Here is a 19,049-nt window from a genome sequence, read left to right on the forward strand (position 1 = left end):
AACGGCCGCCCCACCGGAGCGCGGCTCCGCCCGCCTCCAGCTGATCTCCGCGACCACCACCACGTTCAAGGCCGCCACCCCCGTCACCCGGCTCCGCGCCCTGCGGGCCAGGGTGCGCTGGACGCTGGACCGGCCGCTCACCCCGTACTACCTCATCCTCGGTTCCACCATGCTGCTCGTGGTGCTCGGCCTGGTCATGGTGTTCTCCTCCTCCCAGATCCTGGTGATGGAACACCGCCTGCCGATCACCTTCTTCTTCCGCAAGCAGCTGGTCGCCACCATGCTCGGCACCGTCATGCTGGTGCTGCTCGCCCGCACCCCCGTGAAGGCGCTGCGGCTGCTCGCCTACCCCCTGCTGCTCGCCGTGATCGCCGGGCTGCTGCTGGTCGCCGTTCCCGGCATCGGCGTGATGGTCAACGGCAACCGGAACTGGCTGGGCTTCGGCTTCTTCCAGGTCCAGCCCTCCGAGTTCGCCAAACTCGCCCTGATCCTGTGGGGTGCCGACCTGCTCGCCCGCAAGCACCGCACCCACACCCTCGACCAGTGGAAGCACCTGCTGGTGCCGCTGGTGCCGGGCACCGTCCTGCTGATGATGCTGATCATGCTCGGCGGGGACATGGGCACCACCATGGTCCTGGTCGCCATGCTCTTCGGCCTGCTCTGGATGGTCGGCGCACCGCTGCGGCTCTTCGGCGCCACCCTCGGCATCGCGGTGGTCGCCTGCACCGCCCTGATCATCACCGTGCCGCACCGGCTCGACCGCCTGGCCTGCATCGGCGTCACCAAGCCGGACCCGAACCTCAACTGCTTCCAGGCCCTGCACGGCCTGTACGCCTTCGCCGCCGGCGGCCCCTTCGGCTCCGGACTCGGCGCCGGCGTCGAGAAGTGGGGCCAGCTGCCGGAGGCCCACACCGACTTCATCTTCGCCGCCACCGGCGAGGAACTCGGTCTGGTGGGGACGCTGTCGGTGCTCGGACTCTTCGCGGCACTAGGCTACGCGGGTATCCGTGTGGCCCTCGGCACGAAGGACCCTTTCGTCAGGTACGCCGCGGGAGCCGCCACCACGTGGATCATGGCGCAGGCCATGGTCAACCTGGGGTCGGCCCTGGGACTCCTGCCCATCGCGGGCGTCCCCCTCCCGCTGTTCTCCTACGGAGGGTCCGCCATGCTGGCGGCCATGTGCGCCATCGGTGTGCTGATCAGCTTCGCGCGCAGCACCCCGGCGGCGAAGGCGGCCCTCGCCGCCCGGACCCCCACCCGAGCCGGGACGCTCCTGGCCCGGGTGCTGCCACGACGACGAACCACAGCGCGCAAGCCGGCCGCACGGCCGGCGCGCAGGGAGCGGTGAATTTCGGTGCATGTCGTACTCGCCGGCGGCGGGACCGCCGGTCACATCGAGCCGGCCATGGCCCTCGCGGACGCCCTCCGCAGGCACGACCCCTCCGTGGGGATCACCGCCCTCGGCACCGAGCGCGGCCTGGAGACCCGGCTGGTGCCCGAGCGCGGCTACGAGCTCGCGCTCATCCCCGCCGTCCCGCTGCCCCGCAAGCCCACCCCCGAGCTGATCACCGTCCCCGGCCGGCTCCGCGGCACCGTACGCGCCGCCCAGGACGTCATCGAGCGGGTCGGGGCCGACGTCGTGGTCGGCTTCGGCGGCTACGTCGCCATGCCCGCCTACCTGGCCGCCAAGCGCGCCGGCGTGCCGATCGTGGTGCACGAGGCCAACGCCCGCCCCGGCCTGGCCAACAAGATCGGCGCCCGCTACACCGACTTCGTCGCCGTCTCCACCCCGGACTCCAAGCTCCGCGACTCCCGGTACATCGGCATCCCGCTGCGCCGCACCATCGCCACCCTGGACCGCAACGCCGTCCGCCCGGAGGCCCGCCACTACTTCGGCCTCGACCAGCGGCTGCCCACCCTGCTGGTGTCCGGCGGCTCGCAGGGCGCCCGCCGGCTGAACGAGACCGTCCAGTCCATCGCCCCGCGCCTGCAGCAGTACGGCGTGCAGATCCTGCACGCGGTCGGCCCGAAGAACGAGCTGCCGCGGATCGACGACATCCCCGGCATGCCGCCGTACCGCGCGGTGCCGTACGTCGACCGGATGGACCTCGCCTACGCCGCGGCCGACCTGATGCTCTGCCGGGCCGGCGCGATGACCGTGGCCGAGCTGGCCGCGGTGGGCCTGCCGGCGGCGTTCGTGCCGCTGCCGATCGGCAACGGCGAGCAGCGGTTGAACGCCCAGCCGATGGTGAAGGCCGGCGGCGGCCTGCTGGTCGACGACGCCGATCTCACCCCCGACTGGGTGCTGCAGAACGTGCTGCCGGTGCTCACCGACCCGGCCCGGCTGTGGGACATGAGCCGCGCCGCCGCCGAGTTCGGCCGCCGCGACGCGGACGAACTGCTGGTGCGCATGGTGTACGAAGCGATCGAGGCGTCCCGCGGCGGCCGCGGCCGTGGCTGACCCGGCCGTCGCCGACCCGGTGGGGGAGGACGACGCGCCGGTTCCCCGGCTGCGGCTCTCCCGGCGGGGGATCGCGGTGCTGTGCGCGCTCGGTGCCCTGCTCACCGGCGGGCTCTCCTGGCTGGTCTTCGCCTCCTCGGCCCTGGACGTGCGCGCCGTCGCCGTCCAGGGCCTGGACAGCGGCCGGCTCGGCCAGGACGAGGTCGCCGCGGCGCTCGGCGGCCTGCGGCACGGCCCGCTCGCCCGGGTCGACCTGGACGAGGCGGAGCGCCGGGTGGAGGCCGTGCCCCGGGTGGCGAAGGCCGAGGTCTGGCGCGGCTGGCCGCACACCCTGAGGGTGAAGGTGACGGAGCGTCGGGCGGTGGCCGCCGTCCGCACCGAGGACGGGAAGTTCGCGCAGGTCGACGCGGGGGGCTTCACCTTCGCCACCGAGCCGGCCGCGCCGCAGGGGGTGCCGGTGGTGGATCTGCAGCTCAGTCAGCAGGCGAACGAAGCGCTGGACCTGTTCGACCGGCCGGCCCTGGTGCACGCCGCGATCACGGTCGCCGCCGGTCTGCCCGCCGAGCTGTCCGGCAGGGCCGGCGCGGTGCAGGTGCACAGCTACGACGACATCCGGCTGCAGCTGTCCGGCGGGGCCACCGTGCGCTGGGGGAGCCCGGAACGGACGGACCGCAAGGCCCGGGTGCTGGCCGCGCTGATCGGCCGGAAAGCCGCCATTTACGACGTGAGTGCGCCGGATGCCCCGGCCGTGTCGGGATGATCCGGTAAGTTCTTCCTGAAGGGGCGGTATTGACGGGGCCGAGGCTCCGGTCCGACCCTTGGTGGTCACCCCGGTTTCACCGGGGGGTCGATGATCACATAGGCTCAAAAGAAAAACGGGAAGCTCGGCGTGTTCGTTGAACACCGACCGGATGCGACCTACTGTCCTGTGTCACCAGGCTGTGTCCAGCAGCAATGTGACAGAGGTACAGCTACAACCCTAAACCTCAAGTTTAGGGTTCGGGTCGGCGGTCGGCATTTCGGACATACAGCACCGAAAGCGCGTGCTCCCCACCCATCGACATCCGTCGGCCTTCGCGACACGGGGAGCCGACCCGGAAATTCGAGGCGAGAGGCCTTCGACGTGGCAGCACCCCAGAACTACCTCGCAGTCATCAAGGTCGTCGGTATCGGCGGCGGTGGTGTCAACGCCATCAACCGGATGATCGAGGTCGGGCTCAAGGGCGTCGAGTTCATCGCGATCAACACCGATGCGCAGGCCCTCCTCATGAGCGACGCCGACGTGAAGCTCGATGTGGGCCGTGAACTCACCCGGGGCCTCGGCGCCGGCGCCAACCCCGAGGTCGGCCGCAAGGCCGCCGAGGACCACCGCGAGGAGATCGAGGAGGTCCTCAAGGGGGCCGACATGGTCTTCGTGACGGCCGGCGAGGGCGGCGGCACCGGCACCGGCGGCGCGCCCGTCGTGGCCAACATCGCCCGCTCGCTCGGCGCGCTCACCATCGGCGTGGTCACCCGCCCGTTCACCTTCGAGGGCCGCCGCCGCGCCAACCAGGCCGAGGACGGCATCGCCGCCCTGCGCGAGCAGGTCGACACCCTCATCGTCATCCCGAACGACCGCCTGCTGTCCATCTCGGACCGCCAGGTGAGCGTGCTGGACGCCTTCCGCTCCGCCGACCAGGTGCTGCTCTCCGGTGTCCAGGGCATCACCGACCTGATCACCACCCCCGGCCTGATCAACCTCGACTTCGCCGACGTCAAGTCGGTCATGTCGGACGCCGGCTCCGCCCTCATGGGCATCGGCTCCGCCCGCGGCGAGGACCGCGCCAAGGCGGCCGCGGTGATGGCGATCTCCTCGCCGCTGCTGGAGGCCTCCATCGACGGCGCCCGCGGCGTGCTGCTCTCCATCTCCGGCGGCTCCGACCTCGGCCTGTTCGAGATCAACGAGGCCGCCCAGCTGGTCAGCGAGGCCGCCCACCCCGAGGCCAACATCATCTTCGGCGCCGTCATCGACGACGCGCTCGGCGACGAGGTCCGGGTCACCGTCATCGCGGCCGGTTTCGACGGCGGCCAGCCCCCGGCGATCGTCCGCGAGCCGGTGGTCAAGGCCTCCAGCAACCCGCCCGCGGCCGCCCCGGAGCGCCCGGCCACCCGGCCGTCCTACGGGATCGGCTCCGTGACGGCCCGTCCGGACGACTCCGACCGCACCTCCGACGTGCCGGCCCGGATCACCGCGCCCGCCGTCCCGCCGGTCCCGCCGCAGGTGCAGCCCGCCCGCCAGCCGTACGTGGAGAGCCCCGCCGAGGAGCTCGACGTGCCCGACTTCCTGAAGTAGACGTCTCGCACGTGATTCCTCACATCAGTCGACACGGTGCTCACTTCGCCTCCACCACCCGGTGGGGCGGGGTGAGCACCTCGCCGTACGGGGAGCTCAACCTCGGCGGCGCGGTCGGGGACGACCCGGCCGCCGTCCGGCGCAACCGGGAGATCGCCGCCCGGGAGCTCGGGCTCGACCCGGCGGACGTGGTCTGGATGAACCAGGTGCACGGCAACGCGGTCGCCGTGGTGGCGGAGCGGCAGCCCGACGGGCAGGCCCCCACCGTCGACGCGGTGGTCACCGACCGCCCGCTCGCCCTGGCGGTGCTCACCGCCGACTGCACCCCGGTGCTGCTGGCCGACCCGGCCGCCGGGATCGTCGGCGCCGCCCACGCCGGCCGACCGGGCCTGGCCGCAGGCGTCGTCCCGGCCGCCGTCCGCGCCATGGCGGAGCTCGGCGCCGACCCGGCACGGATCACCGCCGTGCTCGGCCCCGCCGTGTGCGGCCGCTGCTACGAGGTGCCCGCCGCACTGCGCGACGAGGTCGCCGCGGTCGTGCCCGCCGCGTACGCCGAGACCTCCTGGGGCACGCCCGCACTGGACGTCGCCGCCGGCGTCGTCGCCCAGCTCGCCGGGGCAGGCGTCACCGACGTGGTGCGCTCCGCCGTCTGCACCCTCGAGTCGGACGACCACTACTCCTACCGCCGGGAGCAGCGGACCGGCCGCCTCGCGAGCTACGTCTGGTTGGGCCCCGATCTCTCATGACGAACGACATCTACGGACCGTTCCCCGGCGGTGCCGAATTCCTCGCCGCCCTCGACGAGCGGCAGCGCGAACGGTACGAGGAGCTCGGCGCCAACCTCGAGGTGGTCGAGAAGCGGATCGTCGACGCCTGCTCCGCCGCCGGCCGCGCCCGTGACGAGGTCACCCTGGTCGTGGTCACCAAGACCTACCCGGCCGAGGACACCGCCCTGCTCGCCGGACTCGGCGTCACCGACGTGGCCGAGAACCGAGACCAGGACGCCGCGGGCAAGGCCGCGCAGTGCGTGAACCTGCCGCTGACCTGGCACTTCGTCGGCCAGCTGCAGACCAACAAGGTGCGCTCGGTGGTCCGCTACGCCGACCTGGTGCACTCGGTGGACCGCCCGCGGCTGGTCGACTCGCTCTCCGCGGCGGTGCGGGGTTCGGGGCGCGCGCCCCTCGGTTGCCTGGTGCAGGTGGCACTCGACAAGGAGGCCGGGGAGGGCGCGCACCGGGCCGGGGTGGCGCCGTCCGAGGTGGAGGCGCTGGCCGACCTGATCGCCGCCGCGCCCGGTCTGCGGCTGGAGGGCCTGATGACGGTCGCTCCACTGGCCGGTCCGCTGGCCGGCGATCCGGCCGCGGCCTTCGCCAGACTCGCGGAAATCGCAAGCGCCGTACGGGCGAGCCATCCGGCTGCCACGATGGTGTCCGCAGGCATGAGCGGGGATTTGGAGCAGGCCGTGGCAGCCGGAGCGACACATGTACGCGTCGGTACGGCGGTACTCGGCGTGCGGTCACCGCTCGGGTAACGTCACCGGTTAGTAGATCAGACTGCAGGACAAAACAGGACAGAACCTAGCAGCCCTTCCAGTGCGCTAGCGAAAACTTCGTGGATCGCATCTCCGCAGAATCTCCACGGCCTGACGGGCCGTCGGTCCGGCGAGCCCGGGCCGCCGCTGCGGAGACCGCAGGCCGAGGCCGGAGTCGGAGCCGATCCACCACAGAGCGGAGGAGACAGGAGCATGGCCGGCGCAATGCGCAAGATGGCGGTCTACCTCGGCCTCGTGGAGGACGAGACGTACGACGGCCAGGGTTACGACCCCGACGACGACTACGACGCCGACCCGGAGCCGATCCGCACCGGCCGCACCGAGGACCTGCGCCCGGCGGCGGCCGAGCGCCCGGCGCCCGCGCCGGTCGCGCACATCGCCCCGCAGCCCGTGCCGGCCGCCGTCCCGATCCGGCAGGAGGCGCCGCGGATGGCGCCCGTGTCGTCCATCACACCCGACCGCCGCCAGAACCTGGAGAAGAGCTCCCCGGTGATCATGCCCAAGGTAGTGAACGAACGAGAGCCCTACCGCATCACCACGCTGCACCCGAGGACCTACAACGAGGCCCGTACCATCGGGGAACAGTTCCGCGACGGCACACCTGTGATCATGAATTTGACCGAGATGGACGACACGGACGCCAAGCGGCTCGTAGACTTCGCCGCTGGACTCGTCTTCGGTCTCCACGGCAGTATCGAGCGCGTGACACAGAAGGTGTTCCTCCTGTCTCCTGCTAACGTCGATGTCACGGCGGAGGACAAGGCTCGGATCGCCGAGGGTGGGTTCTTCAACCAGAGCTGACCCGGCCACGACTTTCCGTGTGGACCGATCGACGGTGCGTCACTGACGGGCTGAATGACCAGGAGAGGGAGACGAGATGGGGATCGTCGGGGCGGTGCTGTACTACGCGCTGACAGTCTTCCTGCTCATCCTGCTCTTCCGCCTAGTGATGGACTGGGTCTTCCAGTTCGCACGCTCGTGGCAGCCGGGAAGGGCCATGGTCCTGGTCCTGGAGGCCACGTACACTGTCACGGATCCGCCGCTCAAGCTTCTTCGGCGCTTCATCCCGCCGTTGCGTCTCGGGGGCGTGGCGCTCGACCTGTCCTTCTTCGTACTGATGATCATTGTGTATGTCCTGATCTCGCTCGTGCGGTCCCTGTCGTTGTGAGCGATGCGACAGGATTCCGGAGTGCCGACGATCACGTTGAGGTGAAGAGATGCCATTGACCCCCGAGGACGTTCGGAACAAGCAGTTCACGACCGTCCGGCTGCGCGAAGGCTATGACGAGGACGAGGTCGATGCCTTCCTCGACGAGGTCGAAGCCGAGCTGACCCGCCTGCTTCGCGAGAACGAGGACCTGCGCGCCAAGCTGGCAGCCGCCACGCGTGCCGCCGCGCAGAACCAGGCCAACATGCGCAAGGAGCCGCCGCAGGACGCCCGTCCCGCCGGCGCCCCGGTGCCCGCCGCCATATCCGGCCCCCCGGTGCCCGGCCAGCAGCAGGGCCCCGGTCCCCAGCAGATGGGCGGCCCGCAGCCGCAGATGGGCAACCAGCCCCTCGGCCTGCCGTCCGGCGCCCCCGCCCTCCCGCCCGGCCCCGGCGCCGGCCCGATGGGCCAGCCGCAGCAGATGGGTCAGCCGCAGCAGATGGGCCAGACCATGGGCGGCCAGCAGCAGCTGGTCCAGCCGATGGGCGGTCAGATGCTCCAGCCCATGGGCGGTCCGATGGGCCAGCCCCAGCCGATGGGCCAGACCATGGGCGGCCAGCAGCAGCTCGCGCCGATGGGCGGCCCCATGGGCCAGCCGATGGGCCAGCCGATGGGCGGACCGCTCGGCGGCCCGATGGGCCAGCCGCAGCAGCAGCCCGGCGGCGACAGTGCCGCCCGCGTGCTCGCCCTCGCCCAGCAGACCGCCGACCAGGCGATCTCCGAGGCGCGCTCCGAGGCCAACAAGATCGTCGGCGAGGCCCGCAGCCGCGCCGAGGGCCTGGAGCGGGACGCCCGCTCCAAGGCCGACGCCCTGGAGCGGGACGCCCAGGAGAAGCACCGCGTCGCCATGGGCTCCCTGGAGTCCGCCCGCGCCACGCTGGAGCGCAAGGTCGAGGACCTGCGTGCCTTCGAGCGCGAGTACCGGACCCGCCTGAAGTCCTACCTCGAGACCCAGCTGCGCCAGCTGGAGTCCCAGGCGGACGACTCGCTGGCCCCGCCGCGGATCCCGGCCACCGCCTCGCTGCCCCCGGCGGCGTCGTCGATGTCGCCGGCCACCTCCTCGGTGAGCAGCCCGAGCTTCGGCGGCCAGCCCTCCTTCGGCGGCAACCAGCCGTCGTTCGGCGGCAACGGCCAGTCCTTCGGCGGGAACTCCTTCGGCGGCGGCAGCAGCCCGAGCTTCGGCAGCCAGCCGGGCGGCACCGGTGCCGCACAGATGGCTCCCGCCGGGATGACGCAGCCGATGGCCGCGGTGCGCCCGCAGCCGCCGCAGCCGATGCAGCAGGCGCCGGCCCCCATGCGGGGCTTCCTCATCGACGAGGACGGCGACAACTAAGCACCATCCACATCGAGGGCGCCCCCACTGTGATCAACATCACGGCGGGGGCGCCCTCGTTTCTGCGAACGGCCGGCCAGAAGAACAAAGGGGCGCGGGGAACCGTGCGATTCGGGAGGAGGACCACATCCGAATCGCGCAGTTCCCCGCGCCCCCAGGGGTCGGCCCGAGCCTCTACGGGACGGCCCGAGCTGCTACCGGCCGGCCGGTGTCAGGCCTTGCGGAGCTGGAAGGCGAGGCCGAGGGAGTCGTCGGCGAAGTTCTCGGAGTCCCAGTCGGCGGCGCCGGCGGCGAAGTCGACGGCGAGGACCTCGTCGGCGACCAGGGGGCCGTGTTCGGCGATGGCCTCGGCGGTCTCCTCGCTGGTGGCGCGCCAGCGGAGGACGATCCGGTCGGCGACGTCCAGGCCGGAGTTCTTCCGGGCCTCCTGGATCTGGCGGATGGCGTCGCGGGCGATGCCGAGCCGCTTCAGCTCCGGGGTGATCGCCAGGTCGAGGGCGACGGTGGCGCCGGACTCGTTGGCGACGGCCCAGCCCTCCCGCGGGGTCTCGGTGATGATCACCTCGTCCGGCGAGAGCTCGATCCGCTCGCCGTTCAGCTGGACCCCGGTGGTGCCGGAGGCCCGCAGTTCGGCGGCGAGGACGGCGGCGTCCGCGGCGGCGACCGCTTTGGCCACGTCCTGGACGCCCTTGCCGAACCGCTTGCCGAGGGCCCGGAAGTTGGCCTTGGCGGAGGTGTCGACGAGCGAGGCGCCGACACCGGCCAGCGACTCCAGGGTGGTGACGTTGAGCTCCTCGGCGATCTGCGCCCGCAGGTCGGCGGGGAGCTCGTCCCAGCCCTGGGCCGCGACGAGCGCCCGGGACAGCGGCTGACGGGTCTTCACCCCTGACTCGGCGCGGGTGGCCCGGCCGAGTTCGACGAGGCGGCGCACCAGCGCCATGTTCCGGGAGAGGTCGGCGTCGACGAGGGTCTCGTCGGCGGTCGGCCAGGCGGCGAGGTGGACGGAGGACGGGGCGCCCGGGGTGACCGGGACGACCAGGTCCTGCCAGACCTGCTCGGTGATGAACGGGGTGAGCGGGGCCATCAGCCGGGTGACGGTCTCCAGCGCCTCGTGCAGGGTGGCGAGCGCGGCGGCGTCGCCCTGCCAGAAGCGGCGGCGGCCGCGGCGGACGTACCAGTTGGAGAGGTCGTCGACGAAGGCGGACAGCAGCTTGCCGGCCCGCTGGGTGTCGTAGGCCTCCAGGGCCAGGTCGACCTCGCGGACGAGGGTGTTGAGCTCGGAGAGCACCCACTTGTCGAGCTGCGGGCGCATCGCCGGCGCCGGGTCGGCGGCGGAGGGCGCCCAGTCGGCGGTGCGCGCGTACAGGGCCTGGAAGGCGACGGTGTTCCAGTAGGTCAGCAGCGTCTTGCGGACGACCTCCTGGATGGTGCCGTGGCCGACGCGGCGCGCGGACCAGGGCGAACCGCCCGCGGCCATGAACCACCGGACGGCGTCGGCACCGTGCTGGTCCATCAGCGGGATCGGCTGGAGGATGTTGCCCAGGTGCTTGGACATCTTCCGGCCGTCCTCGGCGAGGATGTGGCCGAGGCAGACCACGTTCTCGTAGGAGGACTTGTCGAAGACCAGGGTGCCGACGGCCATCAGCGTGTAGAACCAGCCGCGGGTCTGGTCGATCGCCTCGGAGATGAACTGCGCCGGGTAGCGCTTCTCGAACAGCTCCTTGTTGCGGTACGGGTAGCCGTACTGCGCGAAGGGCATGGAGCCCGAGTCGTACCAGGCGTCGATGACCTCGGGGACGCGCACGGCGGTGCCGGAGCACTGCGGGCAGCCGAAGGTGACGTCGTCGATGAACGGCCGGTGCGGGTCGAGGCCGCTCTGGTCGGTGCCGGTGAGCTCGGAGAGCTCGGCCAGCGAGCCGACGCAGGTGAGGTGGCCCTCGTCGCAGCGCCAGATCGGCAGCGGGGTGCCCCAGTAGCGGTTGCGGGAGAGCGCCCAGTCGATGTTGTTGTTGAGCCAGTCGCCGAAGCGGCCGTGCTTGACGTTCTCGGGGAACCAGTTGGTGTTCTCGTTCTCCCGGAGGAGGGCGTCCTTGACCGCGGTGGTGCGGATGTACCAGGACGGCTGCGCGTAGTAGAGCAGCGCGGTGTGGCAGCGCCAGCAGTGCGGGTAGCTGTGCTCGTACGGCAGGTGGCGGAAGAGCAGGCCGCGGGCCTGCAGGTCCGCGACGAGGGCCTCGTCGGCCTTCTTGAAGAAGACGCCGCCGACCAGCGGGACGTCCGCGGCGAAGGTGCCGTCGGCCTCGACCGGGTTGACCACGGGCAGGCCGTAGCGGCGGCAGACCGCGAGGTCGTCGGCGCCGAAGGCGGGGGACTGGTGGACGATGCCGGTGCCGTCCTCGGTGGTGACGTAGTCGGCGGTCACCACGAAGTGCGCGTTCTCGATCTCGACCAGCTGGAACGGCCGGTCGTACGTCCAGCGCTCCATCTCGGCGCCGGTGAAGGTCTGCCCGGTGGCCTCCCAGCCCTCGCCGAGGGCCTTGGCGACCAGCGCCTCCGCGACGACCAGCTTCTCGGTGCCGTCGGTGGCCACCACGTAGGTGACCTCGGGGTGCACGGCGGCGGCGGTGTTGGAGACCAGCGTCCAGGGGGTGGTCGTCCAGACCAGCAGCGCGGCCTCGCCGGCCAGCGGGCCGGAGGTCAGCGGGAAGCGGACGTAGACCGAGGGGTCGACGACGGTCTCGTAGCCCTGGGCCAGCTCGTGGTCGGACAGGCCGGTGCCGCAGCGCGGGCACCAGGGGGCGACCCGGTGGTCCTGGACCAGCAGGTCCTTGTCGAAGATCTGCTTGAGCGACCACCAGACCGACTCGATGTACGAGGGGTCCATGGTCCGGTACGCCTCGTCGAGGTCGACCCAGTAGCCCATGCGCTCGGTGAGCTTGACGAACTCGTCGGTGTGCCGGGTGACGGACTCGCGGCACTTGGCGTTGAACTCGGCGATGCCGTACGCCTCGATGTCCTGCTTGCCGGAGAAGCCGAGCTCCTTCTCGACGGCGAGCTCGACCGGCAGGCCGTGGCAGTCCCAGCCGGCCTTGCGGGCGACGTGGTAGCCCTTCATGGTGCGGTAGCGCGGGAAGACGTCCTTGAAGACGCGGGCCTCGATGTGGTGGGCGCCCGGCATGCCGTTGGCGGTGGGCGGGCCCTCGTAGAACACCCACTCCGGGCGTCCCTCGGACTGCTCGAGGCTGCGCTGGAAGATCTTGTTGTCCTGCCAGAACGACAGGATGCCGTGCTCCAGGGCAGGCAGGTCGACCTGCGCGGGGACGGGGTTGTAGGTGCTCATCGCTGGCGTCTACCTCCGACGGATGCGTGGACTGGCTCCGACGGAGGGACGAGACGGCAGGCCGTCCCGCGGTACCACCCTCCTTGGCCGCGGCCGGCGTGGCCCGCGACCCTCTTGTTTGGGTCTGCTGCCGGTTCTACTGGGCCGCCCGAGCGGGTCGTGCGGCCGTTCTTCCGGCGGCTCCGGGGTGATCTTCGCGCCGTGCACACCCCCGGGCTCGCACCGTCCCCGGGTCGCTGGTGGCTGCGTACAGCGGTACTCGTCCCATCTGCGCCTTGCCAGCCCAGTGTATCGGCCGTGGCAAACCGGTAAGCGCACCCGAGGGCCGCCCGGCGGACGCCGCGGTTAGCCGGTGGCGATCTGGGCACAACAGGGTCAGCACTTGGGCGGCATCGGCGGCGGAGGCTGCCCGGGTGGGATCGGATCTGGCACCGGTATGTCCCGTTGTGGCCGGATTCGATGAGGTTTATCTTTCCGGCACTGGAGGCCGCCGGGAACCGGCGGTTCGCATCATTCGTAAATGAGGTCGAAAGCCATGGCTGAGAGAGCAACTGGCACGCGTACCGCCGCCAAGCGGACGCGGGAGGCTGTGGCAGGCGACCCAGGGGAGGGGACCGTGAGCACTGCACGGCGGAAGACCAGCACCACCACCGGCCGGGCGGCGACCAGCCGCACCCATGTCCCGGCGGGCTCCGGCGCCCGGGGCGGCGGAGCCGAGTCGGTGGACCCGGCCGAGCTGCCGGTCCGCCCCGGCGAGGACGCCTGGACGTCGGCCGAGGTGGCCGAGCTGCACGCCGAGCTCAACACCGACCTGGAGCGGCTGCGCGCCGAGATCGAGGCGTCCGAGGCCGCCATCACCGGCCTCATGCGGGACTCCAACGACGGCGCCGGGGACGACCAGGTCGACGCCGGCACCAAGAACATCAACCGGGAGAGCGAGCTCGCCCTCGCCAACAACGCCCGCGACAGCCTCGCCCAGACCGAACGCGCCCTCGCCCGCCTGGAGGGCGTCGGCTTCGGCGTCTGCGAGTCCTGCGGCCAGGCGATCGGCAAGGCCCGGCTGCAGGCCTTCCCGCGGGCGACGCTCTGCGTCAGCTGCAAGGCCAAGCAGGAGCGCAGGTAGCGCCCACCTGTGGTGACGGGGAACGGGCGGTCCGGCCGCCGAGTGCCGTACGCTCGTCCCCGTAACCCCGGCCCACGGCCGGCCCGCCTCGGGCCGGTCCTCTTGTACACGGCAGCGGAGCGGATCATCAACACTCCAGGTTCCCCCCAGACGCAGGACGAAGCCGTCCCCACCGCACGCGTGCCGCACGAGCCGGAGACCGCCGTGGACGACTCCGCCCCCCAGCCCGGGACGGGCGCCGCCGGCGCCACCGCAGCCTCCGGTGCCCGGACGGTCCGCCGCCGCCGGATCGGCGTGCTGCTGGCCGTCGCCCTGCTCGCCTTCCTGATCGACCTCGGCAGCAAGCTGCTGGTCGTCGCCCGCCTGGAGGGGCACCAGCAGATCCAGGTGATCGGCGACGTCATGACCTTCGAGGTGATCCGCAACCCCGGCGCCGCCTTCGGCATGGGCCAGGCCATGACGGTCGTCTTCACCGCGATCGCCGCCGCCGTCATCGTGGTCATCTGGCGGATCGCCCGCCGCCTCTACAGCCTGCCCTGGGCCGTCGCCCTCGGCCTGCTGCTCGGCGGCGCCCTCGGCAACCTCACCGACCGGCTGTTCCGCGCCCCCGGCGTCTTCCGCGGCCACGTGGTGGACTTCATCTCCGTCCAGCACTTCGCGGTCTTCAACCTCGCCGACTCCGCCATCGTCTGCGGCGGCATCCTGGTGGTGCTGCTGTCCTTCCGCGGCTCCAACCCGGACGGCACCACCCACCAGCCGGCCAAGCAGCCCGCCGCACAGGACGGCGACGGCGAGGAGAACACGGGCGGCGGCGCCCGCTGACCCCCTGAGCGCCCGCGCAGCCCGGCCACAGCCCCACGGGGCCGGTCGGGCCGCTGCCCGCGGTCCGGCATACTCGTACGAGTGAGTATCGCAGCGCAGACCCGCAGCCTTCCCGTACCCGACGGCCTGGAGGGCGAGCGCCTCGACGCCGCCCTGGCCCGGATGTTCGGATTCTCCCGGACGAAGGCCGCCGAGCTGGCCGCCGACGGCAAGGTGACGCTCGACGGCTCCGTCGCCGCCAAGTCGGACCGGGTGACCGCGGGCGCCTGGCTGGAGGTCGAGATCCCGGCCCCCGCCGCCCCGGTGCAGATCGTCGCCGAGCCCGTCGAGGGCATGCGCATCGTCCACGACGACGACGACATCGTGCTCGTCGACAAGCCGGTCGGCGTCGCCGCCCACCCCAGCCCCGGCTGGACCGGCCCCACCGTCATCGGCGGCCTCGCCGCCGCCGGCTACCGCATCTCCACCTCCGGCGCCGCCGAGCGCCAGGGCATCGTGCACCGCCTCGACGTCGGCACCTCAGGCCTCATGGTCGTCGCCAAGTCCGAGCGCGCCTACACCGACCTCAAGCGGCAGTTCCACGACCGCATCACCGAGAAGCGGTACAACGCCCTCGTCCAGGGCCACCCCGACCCGCTCTCCGGCACCGTCGACGCCCCCATCGGCCGCCACCCCAGCAGCGACTGGAAGTGGGCCGTCACCCGCGACGGCAAGCCCTCGGTCACCCACTACGACCTCATCGAGGCCTACCGCGCCGCCTCCCTGCTCGACATCAAGCTGGAGACCGGCCGCACCCACCAGATCCGGGTGCACATGTCCGCGCTGCGCCACCCCTGCGTCGGCGACCTCACCTACGGCGCCGACCCCACGCTCGCCAAGCGCCTCGGCATCACCCGCCAGTGGCTGCACGCCGTCCAGCTCGGCTTCGAGCACCCCTCCGACGGCCAGTGGGTCGAGTTCCGCAGCGAGTACCCCGCCGACCTGCAGAAGGCCCTCGACATCATCGCCTCGGAGAGCTGACATGGCTGGGACCCCCGACCGGGCGCCGGCCCCGGTGGAGATCAGGATCGCGGTGACCGAGGCGGACCTCGCCCAGGTCCGCAGCGTCCGCCGCGAGGTCTTCGTCGATGAGCAGAACGTCCCCGAGGAGCTGGAGTACGACGAGCTGGACGCCACCTCGGTGCACCTGCTCGCCGTCGGCCCCGACGGCACCGGCCTCGGCACCGGTCGCCTCATCCACGGCCCCGAGGCGCTCAAGCTCACCGGCGTCGAGGGCCGGGTGCTGCTCGGCCGCCTCGCCGTGCTCAAGGCCGCCCGCGGCACCGGCCTCGGCGCCGACCTCGTCCGCGCCATCGAGCAGGCCGGCCGCGAGCGCGGCGCCCGCGAACTCGAACTGCACGCCCAGACCCAGGCGCTCGGCTTCTACGAGCGGCTCGGCTACACCGCCGAGGGCCCGGTCTACGAGGACGCCGGAATCCCGCACCGCACCATGGTCCGGGTGTTCTGACCGCGGGTTCACCCCGCCCCCGCCGACCGGTACGCTCCCGCCCGTGAACGATCTTCGGGTGGGAGCGTCCGTCGTCGCGGGCGGACTGGTCTTCGGCACCCTCACCGTCCTCGGCGGCTGGTGGGCGCTGAACGGCGGGATCTACGGTTGCAACTTCGCCGATTCGGCCCTGGAGGGCCCGATGGAGACCGAGGTCCGGGCGCTCGGCACCCCGCGCGGGGCGCAGGTTGACGGGGAGCCGTACGCGGGCTGCGACGAGGACGACCGATTCGCGTACTCCGGCCGTTGGTACACCGAGCCCGACCGGCGGGCGGACGTCGTCGCCCACTACCGGGCCGCCGCCGCCCGCAACGGCTGGCAGCCGGCACCGCCCGAGCCGGACGAGCCCGCATGGCGCCAGGACCCGACCGGCGAGCGTATCGGTCTCTGCTTCACCAAGCAGGTCGACGGCGCCACCGCCGACCTCGCGGTCTCCTGGGCCTTCGACGGCAGGCAGGGCTACTCGGTGGAGGCCCGGGCGAGCCGCAGCGGCGGCTCCTGGTGCGCATGAGCGGCCGGGACGGCGGCGCGGCGGTTCGGGTGCCGGGCCGCGGGTAGGCGCCGGCATGTGAGCGGGGCCGAGGAGACCGCGGCCGGGCTGCTGCGCGAGCACGGGCGGACGTACGCGCAGGAGGCCGGGATCACCCTGCGCGACCAGCCCGCTCCGCTGTACCGGCTGCTGGTGCTGGCGGTGCTCTGCGCCACCCGGATCAGGGCCGACATCGCCGTCGCCGCCGCCCGCGAACTCTTCCGGGCCGGGATGCGCACCCCGCAGGCCATGGCCGACGCCGAGTGGCAGGACCGCGTCGACGCCCTCGGCCGCGCCCACTACGTCCGCTACGACGAGAGCACCGCCACCGCCCTCGGCCGGGGCGCCGAACTCCTGCTCTCACGCTGGCACGGCGACCTGCGGCGGCTGCGCGAGGAGGCCGACCGGGACGCGGCCGCCGAACACCGCCTGCTCCAGGAGTTCCCCCGGATCGGACCGGTCGGCGCCGACATCTTCTGCCGCGAGGCCCAGGGCGTCTGGCCCGAGCTGCGGCCGTACTTCGACCGGCGGGCCCGGGACGCCGCCGCCTCGCTCGGCCTGCCGCGGGACGCCGACGACCTGGCCGCACTCGTCCCCGAGCCCGACCTGCCCGCCTTCGCCGCCGCCCTCGTCCGCGCCGGGCACACCTGAGGCCGGGTCCTGCTGCGGACGCGGGGTCAGAACAGCCCGTGCCACATCTGCTCGACGACGACGCTCCACCAGGTGGAGTCCTTGTGGAAGGCCTGCGGGTCGATCGCCGCGAGCTCGTTCTGGAGCGCGGCCACCGCGGTGCCGGCCGCCAGCGGGTCGAGCCCGCGCATCGCGCTGCGGGCCGTCACCAGGGCGTCCAGGCTGCGGAGGAAGGCGGAGACCGAAGCGTTGACGTACCGTCCGCTGCCGGTGCGCGGGCTGACCGCCCACACCGAGCCGAGGCTCTGCTCGTCGCCCGTGCACTGCACGGCGACGATGCACAGGCCGTCGGAGCCGATCCTCGTCCAGCCAGCGAGGACGTCGAGCAGTGACTCCTCCAGCTCGGTGCCCGCGGCCGTCAGGTGGGTCCGCAGGTCGGCGAGGAGGCCGCCGGCCGGCGGGGCGTCCGGGCGGTCCGCGGCGAAGAACAGCGGCACGTCGGCGGGCAGCCCCGCCCAGGTGAGGGTGGAGCGGGTCGGCTCCGGCAGGGCGCTGCCGGCGATGTCGTCGGCGTCGTACCGCACGATCTCGCCGAAGACCTTGGCGACCCTGCGGCCGAGCGCCACGTCGCGGACCGGTGCGGCCTGCTCGACCTCGCCGGGCTGCGGCGCCGGCACCCGGTGCGGCCGCGGCGGCAGCGGCTGCCCCGCGAGGCGGGCGATCCGCTCGGCGTGCAGCGTGAGCGCGGCAGCACCCTCGGCCCGCTCGTCGGCGAAGATCCCGTAGGTGTGCGAGCAGGAGATCTCGGCGTTGGGGAAGGCACGCTCGACCAGGGCGGCGGTGTAGCCGCCGGGCAGGGTGGCCGGGCGCAGGTCGGTGTGGACGGCGACCACGTTGCCGGCCGGGACGCCGAGCCGGTCGAGCTCGGCGGCGAGCTGGTACTCCGCGGGCGGCAGGCCCGGCCCCGCGTTGCGGTAGAGCATGACCTCCTGGCCGTCGGCCGGGTTCACGTAGGTGGCGACGGCGGTGTTGCCCGGGCCGGTGGCCGGCGGGTCGTTCCGGTGCACCCGCTCGGCGTGCTTGGCCTCGTACGAGCGGATCACCTCGTCCACCGGGATCGACGGCCACACGGTGAGCTCGCCGGTCTCCCGGTCCACCACGCCGCAGGCGTCGCCGAGATCGGCCGGCGGGCGCCGCTCCCCGGTCACCGGGTCGCGCTCCAGTGGCGCCGGCGCGGCCCAGACCACCCATCCGAGGCCGAACTCGCGGTGTCGGACGGCACGGCGCTGCTCGGCCGGCGCATCGCCGTTCAGCCAGCGGTCGGCTGCGGCGAGGGCCTGCTCCTGGGTGATCACGACGACTCCTCCGTGGTAGCGGACTCCGGCCGACATTACCGTCAGGCACCGTCGACTCCGAACGGTTGCATATGATCGCACGACGAAAGCGACCGCGGCCGACCGGTCTTGGCCCGCCGCGGTCCAGGGTGAGGGACGACGGGGAGGTGGCCGCCATGGCCGAAGAGCGCGAGATCGGCGACGACGAACTGCTGGACGTGGCGGACAATCCGACCCAGGCCGCCTCGCTGCACAAGGCGCTGCGCACCATCGCCAACAACTCCAACGTCGGCCCCGAGCTGCAGGAGATGGCGAAGAGCGTGCTCAGCGGCCGGATCGGCATGAAGGACGTCATCGAGTCCGACCGCTACATGCACGCGATCGGCGCCCGGCTCGGTGAGATGCGCGACGCCGCCGAGCACATGTCGCCGGAGGACCGCCGCAAGTCGGAGGAGCGCGCGGAGAAGATGGTCCGCGAGCGGGAGGAAGCCGAGAACGGCGCCGCCAAGCGCGACGGGCGGAAGTGACGGGCCGTCCGGCTCCGAGTGTGCAGGGTTGTCGCGGTGTCCGTGCGGGGTCGGTGAAGGATCGGCCCCGACGGCACTGAGCAGGGGGTCCTGCCGACTGTGGGAGCGTCGGCGTGTCGGTGTGATGAGTAGGATCACCTGACCGATCGTCGCGTGTCCTACTGCGCTTCGTTCTTGTTCACCCGTGACCGGCCTCTCGGCCGGACGGGATCGTCAGTTGGGGGGAACTGACTCGTGTCGCTGATGCTGCCGGACGGCCTTGAGTGGGTCCTGGAGATGCTCGGCTTCGACTGGCCGAAGGCGGACGAGGACA

At 72.4% G+C, this 19,049-nt stretch carries 18 protein-coding genes; 16 read left to right on the top strand and 2 right to left on the bottom strand.

Annotated elements, in window-relative coordinates:
• Positions 1-43 precede the first annotated feature (43 nt).
• The 9 genes from ftsW to AB0M03_RS07410 all read left to right on the top strand — a co-directional run bounded on the left by ftsW (position 44) and on the right by AB0M03_RS07410 (position 8,885).
• Positions 44-1,348 carry a putative lipid II flippase FtsW gene (ftsW, locus tag AB0M03_RS07370; protein WP_363489466.1) on the top strand — a complete coding sequence of 435 codons (1,305 nt, stop codon included), beginning with the start codon at positions 44-46 and terminating at the stop codon, positions 1,346-1,348.
• Between the two features lie 6 nt (positions 1,349-1,354).
• A complete protein-coding gene (gene murG / locus AB0M03_RS07375) occupies positions 1,355-2,461 on the top strand; it encodes an undecaprenyldiphospho-muramoylpentapeptide beta-N-acetylglucosaminyltransferase (RefSeq protein WP_363489413.1) in 1,107 nt (368 codons plus the stop codon).
• Positions 2,454-3,221 (top strand): FtsQ-type POTRA domain-containing protein, encoded by a 768-nt coding sequence (locus AB0M03_RS07380; protein ID WP_363489415.1) that lies wholly within the window; start codon positions 2,454-2,456, stop codon positions 3,219-3,221. Before murG ends, AB0M03_RS07380 begins: the two co-directional genes overlap by 8 nt.
• A gap of 363 nt (positions 3,222-3,584) precedes the next feature.
• Entirely contained in the window at positions 3,585-4,793 is a 1,209-nt protein-coding gene (ftsZ, locus tag AB0M03_RS07385) for a cell division protein FtsZ (RefSeq protein ID WP_363489417.1), read from the top strand.
• A gap of 11 nt (positions 4,794-4,804) precedes the next feature.
• A complete protein-coding gene (pgeF, locus tag AB0M03_RS07390; protein ID WP_363489419.1) occupies positions 4,805-5,539 on the top strand; it encodes a peptidoglycan editing factor PgeF in 735 nt (244 codons plus the stop codon).
• Positions 5,536-6,324, top strand: coding sequence for a YggS family pyridoxal phosphate-dependent enzyme (locus AB0M03_RS07395; protein WP_363489421.1), 789 nt, complete (start codon positions 5,536-5,538; stop codon positions 6,322-6,324). The genes pgeF and AB0M03_RS07395 overlap by 4 nt, the downstream gene beginning before the upstream one ends.
• A gap of 213 nt (positions 6,325-6,537) precedes the next feature.
• Positions 6,538-7,146, top strand: coding sequence for a cell division protein SepF (gene sepF / locus AB0M03_RS07400; protein WP_344627430.1), 609 nt, complete (start codon positions 6,538-6,540; stop codon positions 7,144-7,146).
• Between the two features lie 76 nt (positions 7,147-7,222).
• Positions 7,223-7,513, top strand: coding sequence for a YggT family protein (locus tag AB0M03_RS07405; protein WP_100890667.1), 291 nt, complete (start codon positions 7,223-7,225; stop codon positions 7,511-7,513).
• Between the two features lie 49 nt (positions 7,514-7,562).
• A complete protein-coding gene (locus AB0M03_RS07410) occupies positions 7,563-8,885 on the top strand; it encodes a DivIVA domain-containing protein (RefSeq protein WP_363489424.1) in 1,323 nt (440 codons plus the stop codon).
• 211 nt (positions 8,886-9,096) lie between these two features.
• On the opposite strand, the gene ileS is transcribed toward AB0M03_RS07410, so the two are convergent.
• The gene (gene ileS, locus AB0M03_RS07415; protein WP_363489426.1) at positions 9,097-12,225 is read right to left on the bottom strand and encodes an isoleucine--tRNA ligase; all 3,129 of its coding nucleotides are present in this window, start codon (positions 12,223-12,225) and stop codon (positions 9,097-9,099) included.
• Positions 12,226-12,841: 616 nt separating this feature from the next.
• Between ileS and AB0M03_RS07420 the strand changes: the two genes are divergently transcribed.
• The 6 genes from AB0M03_RS07420 to AB0M03_RS07445 all read left to right on the top strand — a co-directional run bounded on the left by AB0M03_RS07420 (position 12,842) and on the right by AB0M03_RS07445 (position 16,896).
• Positions 12,842-13,348: a TraR/DksA family transcriptional regulator gene (locus AB0M03_RS07420; protein ID WP_363489428.1), complete on the top strand. Its 507-nt coding sequence runs from the start codon at positions 12,842-12,844 to the stop codon at positions 13,346-13,348.
• Between the two features lie 204 nt (positions 13,349-13,552).
• Complete coding sequence (gene lspA / locus AB0M03_RS07425; RefSeq protein ID WP_363489430.1) at positions 13,553-14,170, top strand: signal peptidase II; 618 nt, start codon at positions 13,553-13,555, stop codon at positions 14,168-14,170.
• A gap of 81 nt (positions 14,171-14,251) precedes the next feature.
• Positions 14,252-15,190, top strand: coding sequence for an RluA family pseudouridine synthase (locus AB0M03_RS07430; protein WP_363489432.1), 939 nt, complete (start codon positions 14,252-14,254; stop codon positions 15,188-15,190).
• 1 nt (position 15,191) lies between these two features.
• Complete coding sequence (locus tag AB0M03_RS07435; protein WP_363489434.1) at positions 15,192-15,677, top strand: GNAT family N-acetyltransferase; 486 nt, start codon at positions 15,192-15,194, stop codon at positions 15,675-15,677.
• A gap of 43 nt (positions 15,678-15,720) precedes the next feature.
• Entirely contained in the window at positions 15,721-16,227 is a 507-nt protein-coding gene (locus tag AB0M03_RS07440) for a hypothetical protein (protein ID WP_363489436.1), read from the top strand.
• A 57-nt stretch (positions 16,228-16,284) separates the two neighbouring features.
• Positions 16,285-16,896, top strand: a complete 612-nt coding sequence (locus AB0M03_RS07445) for an endonuclease (protein WP_363489438.1) — start codon at positions 16,285-16,287, stop codon at positions 16,894-16,896.
• 26 nt (positions 16,897-16,922) lie between these two features.
• Here AB0M03_RS07445 and AB0M03_RS07450 read toward each other — a convergent pair whose 3' ends face one another.
• On the bottom strand, positions 16,923-18,230 hold the full coding sequence (locus tag AB0M03_RS07450) for an SUKH-4 family immunity protein (RefSeq protein WP_363489440.1): 1,308 nt from the start codon (positions 18,228-18,230) through the stop codon (positions 16,923-16,925).
• A gap of 155 nt (positions 18,231-18,385) precedes the next feature.
• Between AB0M03_RS07450 and AB0M03_RS07455 the strand changes: the two genes are divergently transcribed.
• Complete coding sequence (locus AB0M03_RS07455) at positions 18,386-18,736, top strand: hypothetical protein (protein ID WP_363489442.1); 351 nt, start codon at positions 18,386-18,388, stop codon at positions 18,734-18,736.
• The last annotated feature ends 313 nt before the right edge of the window (positions 18,737-19,049 follow it).

Origin of the sequence: Kitasatospora sp. NPDC051914, assembly GCF_040680995.1 — a bacterium.
Lineage (GTDB): Bacteria > Actinomycetota > Actinomycetes > Streptomycetales > Streptomycetaceae > Kitasatospora.